The organism is Nocardia sp. NPDC050710 (assembly GCF_040654375.1).
GTDB lineage: Bacteria > Actinomycetota > Actinomycetes > Mycobacteriales > Mycobacteriaceae > Nocardia.
Genome location: NZ_JBFAHV010000001.1, coordinates 620,451 through 638,207, shown reverse-complemented (window position 1 = coordinate 638,207; position 17,757 = coordinate 620,451). Strand labels below are relative to the sequence as shown.

Annotated in this window: 13 protein-coding genes; 6 read left to right on the top strand and 7 right to left on the bottom strand. The window is 67.5% G+C overall.

Annotated elements, in window-relative coordinates; genetic code table 11:
• Positions 1-154: 154 nt before the first annotated feature.
• The gene (locus AB0H61_RS02910; RefSeq protein ID WP_357298429.1) at positions 155-1,801 is read right to left on the bottom strand and encodes an ABC transporter substrate-binding protein; all 1,647 of its coding nucleotides are present in this window, start codon (positions 1,799-1,801) and stop codon (positions 155-157) included.
• A 19-nt stretch (positions 1,802-1,820) separates the two neighbouring features.
• The gene (locus AB0H61_RS02905; protein ID WP_357298427.1) at positions 1,821-2,372 is read right to left on the bottom strand and encodes a hypothetical protein; all 552 of its coding nucleotides are present in this window, start codon (positions 2,370-2,372) and stop codon (positions 1,821-1,823) included.
• A 286-nt stretch (positions 2,373-2,658) separates the two neighbouring features.
• On the opposite strand from AB0H61_RS02905, the gene AB0H61_RS02900 reads away from it, so the two are divergent.
• Positions 2,659-4,248, top strand: a complete 1,590-nt coding sequence (locus AB0H61_RS02900; RefSeq protein WP_357298425.1) for an ABC transporter substrate-binding protein — start codon at positions 2,659-2,661, stop codon at positions 4,246-4,248.
• Between the two features lie 68 nt (positions 4,249-4,316).
• Here AB0H61_RS02900 and AB0H61_RS02895 read toward each other — a convergent pair whose 3' ends face one another.
• From AB0H61_RS02895 to AB0H61_RS02880, 4 genes are all read right to left on the bottom strand, one after another.
• Positions 4,317-4,766 carry a TIGR03667 family PPOX class F420-dependent oxidoreductase gene (locus AB0H61_RS02895; protein ID WP_357298423.1) on the bottom strand — a complete coding sequence of 150 codons (450 nt, stop codon included), beginning with the start codon at positions 4,764-4,766 and terminating at the stop codon, positions 4,317-4,319.
• A gap of 104 nt (positions 4,767-4,870) precedes the next feature.
• The gene (locus AB0H61_RS02890) at positions 4,871-6,088 is read right to left on the bottom strand and encodes an MFS transporter (protein ID WP_357298422.1); all 1,218 of its coding nucleotides are present in this window, start codon (positions 6,086-6,088) and stop codon (positions 4,871-4,873) included.
• Between the two features lie 47 nt (positions 6,089-6,135).
• Positions 6,136-6,966: an isocitrate lyase/phosphoenolpyruvate mutase family protein gene (locus tag AB0H61_RS02885; RefSeq protein WP_357298420.1), complete on the bottom strand. Its 831-nt coding sequence runs from the start codon at positions 6,964-6,966 to the stop codon at positions 6,136-6,138.
• A 124-nt stretch (positions 6,967-7,090) separates the two neighbouring features.
• Entirely contained in the window at positions 7,091-8,479 is a 1,389-nt protein-coding gene (locus tag AB0H61_RS02880; protein WP_357298419.1) for a helix-turn-helix domain-containing protein, read from the bottom strand.
• A 993-nt stretch (positions 8,480-9,472) separates the two neighbouring features.
• Between AB0H61_RS02880 and AB0H61_RS02875 the strand changes: the two genes are divergently transcribed.
• On the top strand, positions 9,473-10,099 hold the full coding sequence (locus tag AB0H61_RS02875) for an NUDIX hydrolase (RefSeq protein ID WP_357298417.1): 627 nt from the start codon (positions 9,473-9,475) through the stop codon (positions 10,097-10,099).
• Positions 10,100-10,178: 79 nt separating this feature from the next.
• Here AB0H61_RS02875 and AB0H61_RS02870 read toward each other — a convergent pair whose 3' ends face one another.
• A complete protein-coding gene (locus AB0H61_RS02870) occupies positions 10,179-10,934 on the bottom strand; it encodes a metallophosphoesterase (protein ID WP_357298415.1) in 756 nt (251 codons plus the stop codon).
• Positions 10,935-11,151: 217 nt separating this feature from the next.
• Here AB0H61_RS02870 and AB0H61_RS02865 point away from each other — a divergent pair, with 217 nt between their 5' ends.
• The 4 genes from AB0H61_RS02865 (at position 11,152) to AB0H61_RS02850 (ending at position 17,756) form a co-directional block, all read left to right on the top strand.
• The gene (locus AB0H61_RS02865) at positions 11,152-12,096 is read left to right on the top strand and encodes an alkaline phosphatase family protein (RefSeq protein WP_357298413.1); all 945 of its coding nucleotides are present in this window, start codon (positions 11,152-11,154) and stop codon (positions 12,094-12,096) included.
• 183 nt (positions 12,097-12,279) lie between these two features.
• A complete protein-coding gene (locus AB0H61_RS02860; RefSeq protein ID WP_357298411.1) occupies positions 12,280-14,688 on the top strand; it encodes a RelA/SpoT family protein in 2,409 nt (802 codons plus the stop codon).
• A gap of 651 nt (positions 14,689-15,339) precedes the next feature.
• Positions 15,340-16,758 carry a cutinase family protein gene (locus tag AB0H61_RS02855; RefSeq protein ID WP_357298409.1) on the top strand — a complete coding sequence of 473 codons (1,419 nt, stop codon included), beginning with the start codon at positions 15,340-15,342 and terminating at the stop codon, positions 16,756-16,758.
• 56 nt (positions 16,759-16,814) lie between these two features.
• The gene (locus AB0H61_RS02850) at positions 16,815-17,756 is read left to right on the top strand and encodes a hypothetical protein (RefSeq protein ID WP_357298407.1); all 942 of its coding nucleotides are present in this window, start codon (positions 16,815-16,817) and stop codon (positions 17,754-17,756) included.
• Position 17,757: the final 1 nt, after the last annotated feature.

Below are 17,757 nucleotides of genomic sequence, written 5' to 3'. Positions count from 1 at the left end.
ACGGGAGCTCTGCGATTCAGTGAAGGCGTCGGTTGCGTTGTCCGACACTGTTTGCCGGGTCCGAACATCAACCCACCGACGCCGGGCCCGGACATACCGCGAAAAGCCCTGAACCGCAGTGCTTTCGCGCGGTTCAGGGCTTGGGTGCAGGGGACTACTTGGCCGGTGCAGAGGCGGTGGCCACGGTCACCGTCTCCAGATCGAGGTCACGGAAGGCGGTGACGACGACGTTGCGCAATCGCGTCGACCATCCGGTCTGGACACCGGGAATCACCAGCGGGATCGCGGGCATATCCTGCAATACGAGGCGCTCGGCCTGTTGGTACAGGGCGTAGGAATCCTGTTCGCCGACCGTCGAATCCGCCTGGGCGAGTAGCGCGTCGACGGCGGGATTCGAGTACAGGCCGGTGTTGGAGGATCCGCCGGTGCGGTAGAGCGGGTTGAGGAAGTTCTCGATCGACGGGTAATCCGGCACCCAACCCGTGCGGTACATCGTGTGCATCTGATGTCCGTTGATCGATCTGCGGAATTCACCGAGGGTGGACACCGGAACGAAACGGCATTCCCGGCCGAGTACTTCGGTGATGGACGCGCAGACCGCGGTCAGCCATTTCTCGTTGGCCGAGTCGATATTCGAGGTGATCTCGATCGGCCCCTGGAATCCGGTGCTGTCGAACAACTGCCGGGCCGCCGCAGGTTGATAGGTGCAGCTCGGACCACACTGCCCCGGCGTCGATCCGCGGGCGGTCGGGGGCACCAGGCCCTCGGCGGGAGTGCGGTCCCCGGTGAAGATCTTGTCGATGACGCCCTGCCGATCGATGGCCATCGAGATGGCCCGCCGCACCGCGGGATCGGCGAATCGGGGGTCGTAGAGCGGGAAGGTGAGCGATTGCAGGCCCGCACCGGCCCGGATGAAGTGACGTCCGGCCAGATCCTGCTTGTAGCGGCCGCCGACCAGCGCGTCGCCCGGCAGCACCTCGAGGAAGTCGAGTCGGTCGGCGACCACATCGGCGTAGGCGCCCTCGAGGGTGGGACTGAAGCGGAATTCCGCCCGCGCGATGGTCGGCTTGCGCTCGCCCGCGTAGCCGTCGTAGCGCTGGACCACCAGCTTGGTGCCCTTCTCGTGCGCGACGAATTCGAACGGACCGGTGCCGATCGGATGCGCCTCGTAGCGCGCCCGGTCGGTGAAGAACGCGGCGGGCAGCGGTGCGAACGCGATGAGCCCCAGGCTGGTCGGGAAGGCGGGGAAGGCCTGGGCGAGGGTGGCGACGAAGGTGTGGTCGTCGACGATCCGCAGGCCCGATAGTTCACGCGCGGTCGGAGCCGGGGCCTGTCGGGGCCCGGGGCCGTCCGGATCGACGGTGTAGACCTTGTCGAAGCCCTCGATCTGCGACAGGAACCCGGCACCCTGCTGGTTGTTCGGCGCGTATGCGGTGTAATTCCACGCATCCACGAAACTCCGTGCGGTGACCGGTGTTCCGTCGTGGAAGGTCCACCCTCGCCGCATTCTGATGGTGAAAGTCCGCGAATCGGTGCTCTCGATCGACTCCGCGATGGCGTTGCGCGGCGCGGAGGTCTTCGCGTCGTATTCGACCAGACCCTTGAACAAGCTGCGGATGATCTTCGATCCGCCCGCGTCGGTGGTGTTGCCCGGTACCAGAGTGTTCTCCGGTTCGGTCGTGTTGAGGCTGATGGCGGGGCCCGCCGGGCCCGCGGGCGGTGCGGTGTCGCCGCCACAGGCGGCCAGTGTGGCCGCGAGTGTGGCCGCGGCCACGCAGGCGACGACTCGTAGTGATCGCATGGTTGTACTCCTCTTTCTGTCAGGACCGAGTGGTCCAGAACCCGATCCCCATCGCGCCCCACCAACACAGATGGGAGACGAGGGCGGTCAATGCGCCCCGGGCGAGCAGGCCGGGACCTGGAGTCGCCCCGGCGGCCGCCATCCGCGTGCCGAGCGCCGTCGCCTGCAGGCCGTTGACGGCGACGACGAGCACCAGCGCGAGCTTCACCCGCGTCGCGGTCGCCGCGAGATTCGGCTCCAGCAGCGTCCCGCTGGCCACCAAGCCCGCCAGGCCCAGCCAGATCGGCGGATGCAGACGACCGATGGTGGCGATGGTCTCGGCGAAATCCGCTCGGCCGAGCAGCCACAGCAGTACGAAATAGTCGGCGAGCAGCACCGCGCCGAAACCGAAGACCAGTGCGCTGAGGTGCGCGAACAGGGCGATGCCGTGCAGCGTGGGGCTCGGATGCAGGTGGGTGGAGACCCAGATCGCGGTGCCGAGCGCGGTGAGGGTGCCGATCAGTTGGACGGCGAAAGCCGGCCCGTCGGCGGCGCGGCGTCGCGGCGATACGGGTGCGGCCTCGGTGGACACGGGGGATTCCTACCGTTCGGTCGCGGGCGCGTGCGGCGACATCGAAGGGCGGGGCGACGGGATACGGCTCATGTCCGTCCGACTCTCTGTGATTGTGAACTCGCTGAGAGCCAGTCAATGGGTCGATGCGGGTTGTCCGACACCCCTCGCGGGTCAGAACGTCAACCCACCGCCGACCGGATGCGCCGGTGCAGCTGGTGAAAGCGCCTGCCGCTCAGGGTGTCCGATTGTTCGCCGTTGTTCGCGAGGCCTATCGGTCAAACGGGGGCTCTGCTGAGCTGTCGAGATGACTACCGTGCTTCGACTCGCCGCCGGGATCACCGCCGTCACCTGCGCGATGCTGCTCACCGCCGGGTGCGAGACCGATCCGGCCGCGGGTGATCCGGACCGGAAACTGGTCAGCTACAACGGAACCGAACCGGAGAAGCCGCTCATTCCCGGGGACGCGACCGAACGCGACAGTGTCAAGATCGTGAACGCGCTGTTCGCCGGTCTCGTCGAGTACGACACCGCGACGGCGGAGCCGCGCAACGCGGTCGCCGAATCGATCACCACCGCCGATTCGCGCGTCTACGCGATCACGATACGGCCCGGCTGGACCTTCCACGACGGGACACCGGTCACCGCGCGGAATTTCGTCGACGCCTGGAACTACACGGCATACGGCCCCAATAAATTGCAGGGCGCTACCTACCTGTCGCATATCGCGGGGTACGAGGAGGCGAATAATGGTTCGGCGGAGCGGCTTTCGGGTCTGCGGACCATGAACGACCGCACCTTCGAGGTGACCCTGTCCGAACCTTTCTCGGCCTTCCCGACGACCCTGGGCTATGCGGCGTTCTTCCCGCTGCCCGCCAGCTTCTTCACCGACCGGTCCGGTTTCGAAGCGCACCCGATCGGCAACGGCGCCTTTCGTTTCGCCGCGCACACGCCGGGCAGGAGCATCGTGGTGCACCGCAACGACGACTATGCGGGCGCACGCAAGCCGCGCGTGGACGGTGTCGAATTCCGGTTCTACGCACGGCTCGAGGACGCCTACGCCGACGTGGTGGCGAATAGACTCGACTACCTCGATTTCGTACCCGCCGACGCGCTCGCGGGCGGACGCTACAAGACGGAACTGGCGGGCCGCAATCTGTCGCACCCCTACCTGGGTGTCCAATCGATCTCGTTTCCGCTTTACGATCCCAGGTACGGCGATCCGTCTCTGCGGCAGGCGATTTCGATGGCGATCGATCGTCGGTTCGTGGTGGATACCGCATTCGGTGGTGACAAGCTGCTCGCCGATGGGCTGGTGCCGTCGAATGTGCCCGGACATGTGGCGGGCCAATGCGGCGAGTCCTGCACCTACCTGCCGGAGAAGGCACGGCAGCTGTTCGAGTCCACCGGCTTCACCGGCCCGATCGAACTGACCTCCAACGACGACTCGGCGAACCAGGTGTGGATCGATGCGGCGTGTGTGACCATCACCAGGGCGCTGGGCCGGGAATGCCGCTACGCGCCGGTGCCGACCTTCGGCGAATTCCGCACCTTGATCAACGACCGGAAGATCACGACGATCTTCCGGTCAGGCTGGGTGGCCGACTATCCGTCCATCGAGAACTTCCTCAACCCGATCTACCGCACCGGTGGCGCGGTCAACGGGTCGACCTATTCGAGCCCGGTGGTCGACTCGCTGCTGGCGGGCGCCGACGCGGCGCCCTCCGAGCGCGCGGGGTGGGCGCTGTACCAGCAGGCCGAGCGGCAGATTCTGCGGGATATGCCCGCGATTCCGCTGTGGTTCCAGAAGGTTCAGTCGGGTTGGTCGACGCGCACGCACGACGTGGCGGTGTCGCAGCTGCTGCAACTGGATTTGTTCGAGGTGACCGTCGACTAACCGGTCCGGGTATCCGACCGAGGTGGTGGCGTCGCGAACGCCACCACCTTCGTCTGTATCGGGCGAAATCAGTCCAGCGTCGCCACACCACCGCTGGTGTACAGCCGGCGCGGCGTGATGACGACGGGTTCGGTGAACAATTCGGCGAACGCCCGCGCTGTGCCGAACATCGCCCCGATGCGCTCGGCGTATTTGGCGGCGTACTGCGGTTCGCGGTCGGCGGGCGCGATATCGTCCGCCAGTCGCGCGATGCCCTCCACGCGGACGATATCGCGGCCGATATCGGTCACGTCGAGCCCGAGGGATACATGCGGATTCTCCCGGATATTGCGCAGCTTGAGCTTCTTCGGCTGGCTGTAGATGAGGAATGTGTCGTCCTCGCGCAGCAGGAACCACACCGGGACGCTGTCGGGTCTGCCGTCCGGGCGGACGGTGGTCAACCAGGCGATGAGATTGCCACGGAGCCGGGCCTCGACGTGCGCGCGTCGCTCGGCGGGCAGGGTGGATGTCAGATTCATTGTGGCCTCGATCCGGACTCGGGCGGTCTGTCGTTCGGCGGAAACGCGAAAGTGCCTGTTCCGCAAGTTACGCGGACAGGCACCCTCGCGGGCACGAGGCTATCTCACGCGGGCGTTTTGTTCTCGTGGATACCCGCGTAGGCGCACCACGCGGCGAACAGGCCGAGCCCGCCGCACAGGGGCCAGATCCCGGCGCCCAGCTGTTCCCACGCGAGCACGCCCAGCGTCGGTCCCAGCGCCATTCCGAGACCGAAGGTGGCCTGGTGGGTGCCGATATAACGGGCCCGCACCGCGGCCGGGAAGGTGGACGGGTAGGCGAACATGGTGGGGCCGTTGACCATTACCCCGAAGACGAAGACGACGGTCGCCAGGATGATCGGTGCCGCACCGTGCCCGGCCAGCGCGTAGCCTGCCACCCCGAGACCCATGATCGCGGTGCCGACCGCGCCGACGATGTTGGGGCGCAGGTGTTTCACGTACGAGGTGATCTTCAGCTCGCACAGGATCAGCACCACCGACGCGGTGACCAGCACCGCGCTGTAGAGCCCGGTGGAGTGACCGTCGGCGGTGATGTCGAGCGGCAGCGCGACAGTGTACTGCACGTAGATGATCGAACCCACCAGTACCGAGGCCAGGAACAGGTGGTAGCGCCGATCGCGCAGGATGACGCCGTAGCCGGTGCGCTGGTCCGGCACCGGATCCGGGGCGTCCTCGGCCACCGCGACATTCGGCAGCAGTAGCAGTGCCAGCGCGGCGTAGGTGAGTGCCGTTGCCGCGTCCAGCCACAACAGCAGGTTCCAGTCGATCAGGATGACCGCCGCCGCGACCAGCGGCGCCAGCGCGGCGCCCATGTTCAGGGCGATGCGCATCATCGAAAAACCCATTACCCGATGCTCTTCCGGCATCAGATCGCCCAGCAGCACCGCCGCGGCGGGCCGGTAGGCCTGGGTCACCAATCCGGCGCCGGCGATCGCCACCAGTAGAACGACGTAGACGCCGGGCCTGGCCAGCAGTGGGATCAGCGTCAGCAGCGCGGCCGAGCCCGTCATGGCGGTGATGATCGTGGTGCGCGGGCCGAGGCGGTGGGTGAGTTCGCCGCCGAGCATGGTGCCGAAGACCGCGCCCGCGCTGTAGGCGGTGAGCGCGATACCGGCTTGGCCGACGGTGAATTCGCGATGGGTCAGATAGAGCACCAGGAAGGTCTGCACGAAGGCGCCGAGCTGGTTCACCAGCACGCCGATGAGTAGATAGACGACCGGTCGTGGGGTCTCCCGCAGGGCGGCGAAAACGCCGGTGCGATCGGTGGTTCGGGTTGCGTTCATCGAAATTCCTTGTCAGCCGCGGACGGTGGTGCGATACGCGGACCAGGTCAGCGCAGCAGCGATTCCACGGCGCCGAAGTCGAGCGCGTCCGCCAGCGCGGTGTAGGTGCCCGTGTCCAGCAGTTCGCGGGCCGCGGCCGCGGTCGCGCCGTAGGCGGCCTGGGCGAGTGCCGGGCCGAGGCTGACCCGGCGTACGCCGGTGCCCGCCAGTTCGGGCACCGCGGGTGCGCCGGGTCCGGTCATCACATTCAGCGGCAGCGGGGATTTGCCCGCCAGATCGGCCAGGGTTTCCAGGTCGAGCAGACCGGGAACGAACAGGCAGTCCGCGCCTGCCTCGGCGTAGTCGGCGGCCCTGGCCAGCACCTCGTCGAACCGGTCCTCGGGTGCGCCGATACCGAACAGGTACACGTCCGTGCGGGCGTTGAGTACCAACTCCGGCAGTCCCGCGGTGGCGGCGGCGTCGCGGGCGGCGCGCAGGCGCTCCCGCTGCGCCGCGCGATCGAACAGCGGTCCGCCCGGTGCGGTGGAGTCCTCCAGGTTCACCCCGACCGCACCGGCGGCGACGACGGCGGAGACAGTGGCCGCGACGTCCTCCGGGGCCGATCCGTAGCCGCCTTCGATATCGGCGGTGACCGGCACGTCGACCGCCGCGACGATGCGGCCCACCTGGCCGATCGCCTCCGCCCGGCTCAGCTGCTGACCGTCGGTGCGCCCCAGCGCCCAGGACACCGCAGCGCTGGTGGTGGCGATCGCGGGCGCGCCGGCCTGCGCGATCACCGCCGCGCTCACCGCGTCCCAGGCATTCGGGAGCACGAATGTGCCCTCCGCGTGCAGGTTTCGAAAGGTTGTCGCTCGGCCCTGCTGGATGTCGTGCACCACGTTGGCTCCCTCATGAGCTGCTGATTCTGATCGATCGAACTCGACGAAACTAACCCCGAATTCGGTTCCGACCACGGTGTCCGCAATGAGCACGGACAAACGAACGACAAAGGCGGACAACCGCTCAGCGCACGAAGCCCCCTTCGGTGAAGCCGATCGCGGCGCGCACCGGATCGGTGTCGTGCTGATCCTGGCCACGGCGCAGCGCGAACCGATCGGCCTCCTGGGCGACCAATTGGCCGATCAGAGGTGACATCAGGTAGCGATCCGGCTCCGAAACCCGGTGTAGCAGACCGCCATCGATGAGACTGTCCATCGCGTATTCGGCGGACTCGATCGAAATGTGCAGGGCCCGAGCCAAAGCCGCGGGGGTGACCTCGTCCGCGCCGCCCGCCAGCATGTGCAGCACATGTTTGGCCAGCGGCGGGCGCGACAGATAAGCGGGCAGCACCGCGTCGGCCAGGCTGATATCGCCGATGCGCAGCCAGTTCGCCACATTGACGCCCTCGGCCAGCCTGCCCGCGATCTCGGAGAGCCTACGGCCTGGCTGCGCGGAGATCTTACGGCCCGCGATGGTCAGAGCCAGGGGTAGATGTCCACAGAACTCGGCAATGCGCAGTCCCGCCGCGTGTTCGGCGCGTACCCGGTCGCTGCCGATCAACAGGCGTAGTAGGTCCAACGATTCGACCCGCGACAGCGGGCCGAGGCTGATGCGCCGCACCCCGTCCAGGCCGAGCAGCCGGGATCGGCTGGTCACCACGATCTGGCTGTTGAGCGAGCGCGCCAGCAGCGGCCGGACCTGCGGTTCGTCGCGGACATTGTCGAGCAGCACCATGACCCGCCGCTCCGCGAGCATGGATCGGTACAGGCCGATCCGGTGCATATCGTCCTCCGGCACCTGATCCGGCGGTACGCCGAGCGCGTGCAGGAAACCGGCCATCACCTCGAGCGGGGCGGCCTCATCGGCGCGCCGGGCGGCCATATCGGCGAAAAGCTGGCCGTCCGGAAACTGTTCGGCCAGTTGATGTGTGAAGCGCAGCGCGAACGCCGTCTTGCCGACGCCGACCGGGCCGCGCACCACGACCGGGACCCGTGATTCGGCGATACCGGACATGGCGGCCCTCGCACCGTCGAATTCGGCCAATCGTCCAACGAAATCGTGTGGGCCGATGGGTAATTGGGCGGGGCGCGGTTGTCCGGGCTCGGCCTGGTCATCGACCGCGACGATCGGTAGCGGTTCGGTCGGAGTGCTGTCGCCGCGGGCCTCGCGCCAGCGCCGCTCCCACTCGTGCGGGTCGCCCCCGCAGGCCCGGGCGAAGGCGATGGCCACCGGTAGCGTCGGCAGCCGGTGGCCGCCCGCGGCGTCGGAGAGCACCGAGGGGGAGTACAGGGCCACGCTGGCCAGCTGTCGGTAGGACGGGTTGCCCGCCGCGGCGCGCAGCTTCCGCAGATCACCCGCGAAGGCGGCGACGGGGCTCGATTGGACATCGATCGGTTTCTCGCGTCTCCCCATCGGTGCTATCACTCCCTGAAATGCGTTGCGGCACAGATGTTCCCGTGCCGAAGCTTGGCAGCCGACACCGTTGTCGGCTCCCCCCATGACGCGCACCGCCCCCCGAGCACCGGCGTGGGCGGCAGTCCCCTCTCGATCATGACCGCATTCCGGGGATGTTCGCGCCGCGCGCCTGGCGCGTCCGAAATTCTCCCGTTCCGCGATGGTGCATCCAGAGGGTGAACGGTCAACGTCGCTGTGGCGTGCATCAGACGACGTGCCGCCTAAGCCTGAATCGTGTCGGAGCCATTGGGTATTAACGGAATTCGAGTGCCCGCCAAGGAAGTACTCTTGACCGCCCCGCATCGCGCCGACTGGACCTCCTTGTTCGAGGAGGAACTCGGCGGTCCCGGGTCCGCACGACCTCCGATGGCGCGGACCTCGCCGTATCGGTCGCAATCGCGGGGCTATCCGCCTGACAGGATGTTCGGTCGGGCGCGCCGAACAGTCTTCGAAAGTATTGCGTCGAACGTGAGCAGCATTTCCAGCGCTAAACTGGAGTCAGTAATTTCTACGTGCAAGCTAGCTCGGCTGCTGGCCTGTGTCGGGATCTATTCTGGTCGGCACGCTCGCCTCGCAGTCCGAATCGATACAGGCTGAAGAAAGAGCAGTGCGGTGCTAACGCGACATTCCCATAAAGACGACCTGGCCGCGCGCCTGCGGGCGCCTGCCGAGCGCGAACTCCGTCTGGCGAAGGACATCGCGTGGCTCAAAGACGCGATGAAGACGCTCCTGGACGAGCGCAACTTGCCTCACCCGGAGGAAAAGTCTCGCCAGTAGGTCTCGAATTCACGACTTCAGCTAACAGTCGGATAATTTCGACGGTCGGCGATCTCGGTGTGCGTGATCGTCCGGTCGAAAGTGCCGTCGACCGGCCCGGCCGTCGGTCGACGCAGCAGAGGAGTCGGGGAGTCACCGCTCCGCAGGGGCCCGGGTGCGGCAGGATGGGGCGGCGTGGAGCAATCGGTGGTTTCGGTCGATGTGGTGACGCTGCGGTTCTGGCCCGACGATGCGACGGTCACGATCGGTGTCGCGCCGCGCGAACACGAGCCGTTCACCGGTGCGCTGGCGCTGCCGGGTGTGCTGCTCGGGCGTGGTGAGCGCCTGGCGCTCGCCGCGCGACGGGCGGTGCACACCAAGCTCGGGGTGCCCGAGGCCGCGATCGGTGCGGTCGGTCAGCTGGTGACCTTCGACGAACCCAATCGTGATCCGCGCGGCCCGACCCTGTCCATCGCCATGTGGGCGGTCGTCGACTCGCACGACGGTGCGGCGCACTGGGTTCCGTTCGACGAGGTCCCCGCCCTCGCTTTCGATCACAATCGCATCGCCGACGTCGCCCGCGGTCACCTCGCCCGCCTGCTCTGGAAGGATCTGCCGTTCACCCGGGCGCTCACCGGCACCGAATTCCCCGCCACCCGCGCCGTCGAGCTCAGCACCGCCCTGCTCGGCATCCGCCCCGACCCGGCCAACCTCAACCGCACCCTCGCCGCCATCCCCGGCCTGGCCCGCACCGCCGAACGCCGCCGCACCAAGGCCACCGGCCGCCCCGCCGCCGTCTGGGCCTTCGACGCCACGGAGTGAGCCGCCCGGCGCTACGCTGTGCGGACACTATCGGCGCTCGATCGCAGGATTCCTGCGAATTCGACCGAACACTGTCCGCTCAGCGTGGTTCCACCTCGTATACCCCATACGGGCGGCCGAGTACGGGGTACGACACGTTGCGCACCGGTACCCCACCCGCGGTTCGCCCGAATTCGCTGCCACCGTGCGCGTGTCCGTGGATGGCGAGGTCGGCGCGGCCGCCGTCGAGCGCTTCGCCCAGTTCGTGGCAGCCGAGGCCGGGATAGATCTTCGGTGGTTCGCCCGCGAGAGTCGCCACGATCGGAGCGAAATGGGTCAGCGCGATGCGGATATCGCAGTCGAGGGTGTCCAGCGCGGTGCGCAGACGCCGGGCGTCCAGGGGTCCGCGGCGCATGCGTGCGCGGTGTTCGACGGTGCCCTCGTCCGGGTTGCCGGGGTAATCGGGGAAGCCGCCGCTGCCGCCCATCACGCCCGCAACGCCGACCTTGGTACCCGACAGTTCGAGGGTGACGGCGCCGCCGTCGAGCATGCCGATGCCGAGTTCGGTGAGCATCGCGGCGATGCGGTAGCCCTGCCGCCGGTCGTGGTCGTGGTTGCCCAGCACCGCGACGACCGGCACCGGCAGGTCGGCGACCTCCTCGCACAGCAGCCGCGCTTCGTGGAGTCGTCCGCCCTCGGTCAGATCCCCGCCGAGCAGTAGGACGTCGGCGTGCTCGGCCAGGTCGAGGAAGGCGGGCCGGAAGCGTCCGGCGACGGCGTCGCGCATGTGCAGATCGGCGATGGCGGCGATGCGGGGGCCCGGCTCGGTGGTCCGGCGGTCGGCGCTGGGCGGCATGCGCGTCAGACAATTACACCGGCCCGCCGGTGTCAACTCGATATCGCCCGTTCACTGCCCGTCCATCCACTGGTGAACTGCATGTATAGCGGAAAGCTATCGCAAATTCAGATGTCGTTCAGCGAGGCGACGCGCGGTGGGGTTGCCGATGAAACGTCCATGAACAGTCGATCGGAAACCTTCCGGCGGATGGTCCGCGGCCCGCATGGTTCGGATCATGAACCGGAGGCGGCTGTTTTCGAAAACCGTTGCGGCGGCGGCGCTCACACTCCTCGCCTCGGGCACCGCCCGCGCCCGCGGCCGGGTGAGCAAGGTGGTGCTGATCGGTATCGACGGAGTTCTGTACTCGAAGATCGAGCAGGCGAATGCCCGCAACCTGCTGCGGCTCAGCGCCGAGGGCCTGCTCAGCCGCAGTTCGATCGCACCGCACACCAGCATCTCCGGTCCGTCCTGGACCACCGTGCTCACCGGCGTCTGGGACCGCAAGCACGGCATCACCGGCAACCACTTCGACGACCGGCCGTTCGCGAAATACCCCACCGTTTTCACCCAGCTGCAGCGCGCCCGCCCCGACCTGAAGACGCACTGCATCGCCACCTGGGACATGATCGCGGTCATGGCGGGCAGCGGTGACGGCCGCGCCGATGTCGTCGTCACCACCGCCCCGGTGCCCGATGATCCCGACGAATCCAGGACCGACGCCGCCACCGCCGCCGCGGTGGTCACCGCTATCACGAAGTTCGCCCCCGATTTCCTCTTCACCCACCTCGACCAAGTGGATCACGCGGGCCATTTCGGCGGCGGCGCCCGATCGGGGAAATACCTGGACGCCATCACCCGGGTAGACGAACTGGTCGGCCGCATCGTCGCCGCCGTCGCCGCTCGCGCCGCCGCCGAACCGGGCGAATCCTGGACCATCCTGGTCACCACCGACCACGGCCACACCCCGAAGGGCGGCCACGGTGGTCAATCCGCGGACGAGACCGCTACCTTCGTCATTGCCCGCGGCCCCGACTTCCCCGCGGGTGTCACCACCACCCGCTTCTGCCTCGCCGATATCACCCCCACCGTCCTCGCCCTGCTCGGCGCCCCGGCGGACCCCGCCGCCGACGGCAGCTCGATGATTGTCCGTCCGTCCGCCGAACCGATCGCGAGCCGCTAGCATCACGCCACCGGCACTACCGTGAAGGTGAATGCGGGGGTTCTCGAGCACGCGGGTGATCACACCTCCGTGACATCGGCAACCGCTGATCGGACGTAGGTTCGGTGACCGGACTAAAGTTGTGGTCTGGGCGGTTGCAGCGGTCGGCTAGGGTGGTCGGTCGCGGCGTGGAGAGGTGGTGGCATGACTCAGCATCTGGGCGAGGCGAATGTCGAGCAATCGGCAAAGTCGACCTCGCCGTCGAAGGGTGTCGCGGCCACCCCCGACGGTGCTCCCGCACCCCGGCCGACGCCGAACAGCGTCCCGCAACGTCAGCCCGGCACCTCGGCCGCCGTGCCGACCTCGGCCTCGCGTCGGGTGCGTGCCCGCCTGGCGCGTCGGATGACCGGTCAGCGCGGCATCGCGGCCGTCAAACCCGTGCTGGAGCCGTTGGCGTCGGTACACCGCGAGCTGTATCCGAAGGCGAATCTGACGCTGTTGCAGCGCGCTTTCGACGTCGCCGACGAACGGCACGCGCACCAGTTCCGTAAGTCGGGTGACCCGTACATCACCCATCCGCTCGCGGTCGCCAACATCTTGGCCGAACTGGGCATGGATACGACGACGCTGGTGGCGGCGCTGCTGCACGATACGGTCGAGGACACCGGGTACTCGCTGGAACAGCTGACCGCGGACTTCGGTACCGAGGTCGCGCACCTGGTGGACGGCGTCACCAAACTGGACAAGGTCAATCTGGGCGCGGCCGCCGAGGCGGAGACCATCCGCAAGATGATCATCGCGATGGCGCGAGACCCGCGTGTGCTGGTGATCAAGGTCGCCGACCGGCTGCACAACATGCGCACCATGCGTTTCCTGCCGCCGGAGAAGCAGGCCAAGAAGGCCAAGGAGACACTCGAGGTCATCGCCCCGCTGGCGCATCGTCTCGGCATGGCGACCGTCAAATGGGAGCTCGAGGACCTCGCGTTCGCGATCCTGCACCCGAAGAAGTACGACGAGATCGTGCGCCTGGTCGCCGACCGCGCGCCGTCGCGTGACACGTACCTCGCCAAGGTGCGCGCCGAGATCGTGAATACCCTTGCGGCGTCGCGGATCAACGCGATCGTCGAGGGTCGCCCGAAGCACTACTGGTCGATCTACCAGAAGATGATCGTCAAGGGTAAGGACTTCGACGATATCCATGATCTGGTCGGCATCCGCATCCTCTGCGACGAGGTACGCGACTGCTACGCCGCGGTCGGCGTGGTGCATTCGCTGTGGCAGCCGATGGCGGGTCGCTTCAAGGATTACATCGCGCAGCCGCGCTACGGCGTGTACCAGTCGTTGCACACCACGGTGGTCGGCCCGGACGGTAAGCCGCTGGAGGTGCAGATCCGTACCCAGGACATGCACCGCACGGCCGAATTCGGCATCGCCGCGCACTGGCGCTACAAGGAGACCCGCGGCAAGCACTCCAACGACAGCACCGAAGTCGACGATATGGCGTGGATGCGCCAGCTGCTCGACTGGCAGCGCGAGGCCGCGGACCCCGCCGAATTCCTGGAGTCGCTGCGCTTCGACCTGAAGTCGCCGGAGATCTTCGTCTTCACCCCGAAGGGCGATGTGATCACGCTGCCGCAGAAGTCGACCCCGGTCGACTTCGCCTACGCGGTGCATACCGAGGTCGGTCACAAATGCATCGGCGCCCGGGTCAACGGCCGCTTGGTCGCGCTGGAGCGTCAGCTCGAAAACGGTGAAGTGGTAGAGGTTTTCACCTCCAAGGCGCAGAACGCGGGCCCGAGCCGGGACTGGCAGAACTTCGTCGTCTCCCCGCGCGCCAAGGCCAAGATCCGGCAGTGGTTCGCCAAGGAGCGTCGCGAGGAGGCCCTCGAAAACGGCAAGGAGCAGATCTCCAAGGAGGTCCGCAGGGTCGGGCTGCCGTTGCAGCGATTGATGAGCGTGGACGCGATGACCGCGGTCGCGCACGAACTGCACTACACCGACATCTCCACGCTCTACACCGCCGTCGGTGAGCACCAGGTATCCGCGCATCATGTGGTGCAGCGGTTGATGGCCCAGCTCGGCGGCATCGGTGACGTGGAGAACGAGCTGGCCGAGCGCTCCACCCCGTCGACCACCCCGGCCAGGCAGCGCACCACCGGTGACGCGGGCGTGCTGATCCCAGGCGCTCCCGGCACCGTCGCCAAGCTGGCCAAGTGCTGCACGCCGGTGCCCGGCGACGAGATCATGGGCTTCGTGACCCGCGGTGGAGCGGTCAGTGTGCACCGCACCGACTGCACCAATGCCGGGTCACTGCGCGAGCAGGCCGAGCGCATCATCGACGTGGAGTGGGCGCCCTCGCCCTCCTCGGTCTTCCTCGTCGCCATCCAGATCGAGGCGCTGGACCGCACCCGCCTGCTCTCGGACGTGACCAAGGTGCTCGCCGACGAGAAGGTGAATATCCTGTCCGCCTCCGTTGCCACGCACGGCGATCGGGTCGCGATCAGCAAGTTCACCTTCGAGATGGGCGACCCGAAGCATTTGGGCCACTTGCTCAATGTGGTGCGCAACGTGGAGGGCGTCTACGACGTCTACCGCGTCACCTCGGCCACCTGAAAGAATCCGATTTGTCGGTAGAGAAATGGTCGCCCGGATTTCCCGGGCGGCCATCTTCTTGGTATCCGTTGCCGATTCGACGTGCTCAGTCTGTGAAGTTTTGTGTTGCTATGGATTAGCGCGAATCAGGTGATCGGCGATACGTCCGGTATGGGCGCCGGGTGGGCGCGGCCGGCACGGTTCGTGTCTCCAGTTGTCCGGCGCGACACCATATTCGGTGTGTCGAGCTGATCGCCGCGCGGTTGCGGCTCGGTTCCGGCGAGCGGAAACTTGCCGGGACTGGATCGCTGCCACGCCGCTCGGTGCCGAGTGCATTTCGGCGTTTCGTGGAAAGTTTTCGCCGCTTCGGCGGTCATAGCTGGAATCTGTTACCGTCTAATGCGTTTCATGGCGTTGAGGGTAGCTGCGGCAACACGGGATTGATTGCGGATCGCTATGACTATGTACACGGCACGAACCTCGGGGATGCTGGTCGCAATCGCCGTTGCTGTGGCGACCCTACCCGCCACCGGATCCGCCGTCGCGCAACCGGCGAATCCCGCTGGGCCATCGACGAATCTGTCCATCGATACGTGTCCGGCATTGTACGCCTTGGGAGTTCAGGGCACAGGGGAATCATCACCGGACGCGGCGCCGAGTACCGACACCGGCATGCTCTCCACGGTTTTCCGGCCCATGCTGGCCAAAGCCGCCGAGCCCGGACTGGTCGATCGGGCGTATGTCCCCTACGAGTCGTCCTTCGGGGGCGTGGACGCCAAAGGCGCCACGCCATATGCGGAATCGGTCATCGGCGGGCTCGTCCGACTACGCGGCATGGCCAAACAGGTCGCGGACCGCTGCGCCGACACCCGATTCGCCATCGTCGGATATTCCCAGGGCGCGCACGTGGCCTCGGTGTTCGCACAGGAGGTCGGCCGGGGGGCCGGGGTGATTCCGGCGGAGAAGGTCGCGGCGGTCGCCTTGTTCGCCGACCCCACCCGCAATCCGGGTGCGCCGTTGTTCCCCGGTTCGCCGGGTAAACACACCCCCGATCCGGCGCCGGGCACCGCGGGGGAACGGGTCGCCACCCTCGCCGGGCTGCCGCAGACGCCCGCCGAGGGCGGTGGTATCGGCCCGGAGCGGGATCAGGCGGTCAATTTCGCCGCACTCACTGGACGAGTGGCCAGTTTCTGTGCCGCAGGTGATTTGGCATGCGACGCGCCGGAGGGCGCGCCGATCCTGAAGGCCGTCGCCAATGTCGCGGGCCAAGCCACCCTCAGCGGCGGCGATCCGATCGCCTCACTGGTCTCCATCGCGCAGGCGCTCGCCTACACATCGATCAAGACGGTGACCGCGGTCGCCACCGAGGATGTACAGGGCACCTCGCTGGCGAATCTGTCGCTCGCGCCGAAGAAGTCGATCTCCCAGCGCATTGCCGACGCCTCCGATCCGCGTACCCCGCTGCAGGTCAACGGTGCGCTACAGGCGCTGCTGAAGGTCGGCATGATCGGGCTGAACGCCGTTGCCACGGTGGTGAGAACGGTGCTGAGCCCCGCCGCGATCTCCGAATTGGCCACGGCGGGCCTGTCGAACCCTGTGGCCGGACTGCTGCTGCTCGGGACGAAGCTGCTGGGTGCGATCCCGCAGCTGATTCCGCCGACCACGGTGTCGCGACTGGTTACCCAGGCCTTCGACGCGGTCGTCCAGAACATCACCGATAACAGTGAACTGCTGAATGTCACCACCTGGGTGCGGTACTGGGACACCGTGCAGCGGCACGGCGCCTACAGCACCGCGGCGGTCGCCGCGAACGGCGACGCGCCGACCCGATACGTGGCCGACTGGTTCGCGGCGGTGGCACGAGATCTGGCCGGACAATTCGGCAGCGGGGCCGCCGTACAGGGTAACAAGCCGGCGCCCGGATTCTTCGAAGAGAGTTCCGGCGCGTCGACTACGCCGAATTCGTCCGGTACGGGACAATTTCCGTTCGGGACAGGAGCCGATGGCGCCTCATCCGGCGGCGCGACCTCGATTCCGCCCACCGAGCGACCAGGCACCGCCAACAACACCTACCCGTTCTCCACGAACTGATCGCCGAGAGGTCCGACGATGCGACACCACGTGCCCGGCTCTGCGGGAAGGGGGGAATGTTGAAGTCGTACAAACAGCTGTCGCGCTGGTACGGCGCGCTCGAGCCGGAGACGGGCGCACCCGCACCCGCCGGGCAGGACGAGGCGAGTTCGCCGCCGCCGGGTGACGAGGAGGGCCCGGCCCGGTATCCGCACTACATTCGCGAAGAGGATCCCGAGGAGGCCCGCGCCCGCGCCGAGGTGCCCACCGATCTGCCCGCGCGGCGCAGCGAATTCGTCGGCGGCTGGTCGGATTGGGTGGCCGATCGCGCGCCCGGACCGTATGACGACTATGCCCCGCAGGTGAGCAGCACGGTGCGCTTCCCGTGGCCCGAGGACGACTTCGACGAGGACGACCACCACGACGAGCCACGCACCCGCTCGACCCCGGCGCTGCGCACAGCCGCGCGCGAGCATCCGGGATCCCGCCGCACCCGGGTCTTACTCGTGCTGGTCGCGGCCGTGCTGCTACTGGCGCTGGCCGGTGCAATCGCGCTCTGGTTACTCCAGTCCTCCGGGGAACGCGGAGCGGCGGGCTCTGGTCCCGCGTCGATGCAATTCACCGCGGGCAGTGTGCAGTCCGGGCCGATCGCGGACTGCCCGACCGAACGCGGCGCGGGCTTGGTGCGCAGCGCCGATCCGGGCGGTACGGAATCCGGCCCCGACGCGGTGCTGGCCTTCCAGTACGCCTATTACGTCGAGCGCTCCGGCGAGCAGGCCAGGGCGATCGTCGCGCCGGACGCCGCGATTTCGCCCGCCGAGGTGATCCAGCGCGGTATCGACTCCATCCCGGCGGGCACCACGCATTGCGTGCGGGTCCTGACGATCGCCGACAACAAGTATTCGGTGGAGGTCACCGAATACCGGCCGGGTGGCGTCCCGGCCACGTACAACAAGCAGACGGTCACCACCGCGGTGATCGGCGGCCGCACCCTGATCACGGGTATCGCGGCCGGATAAA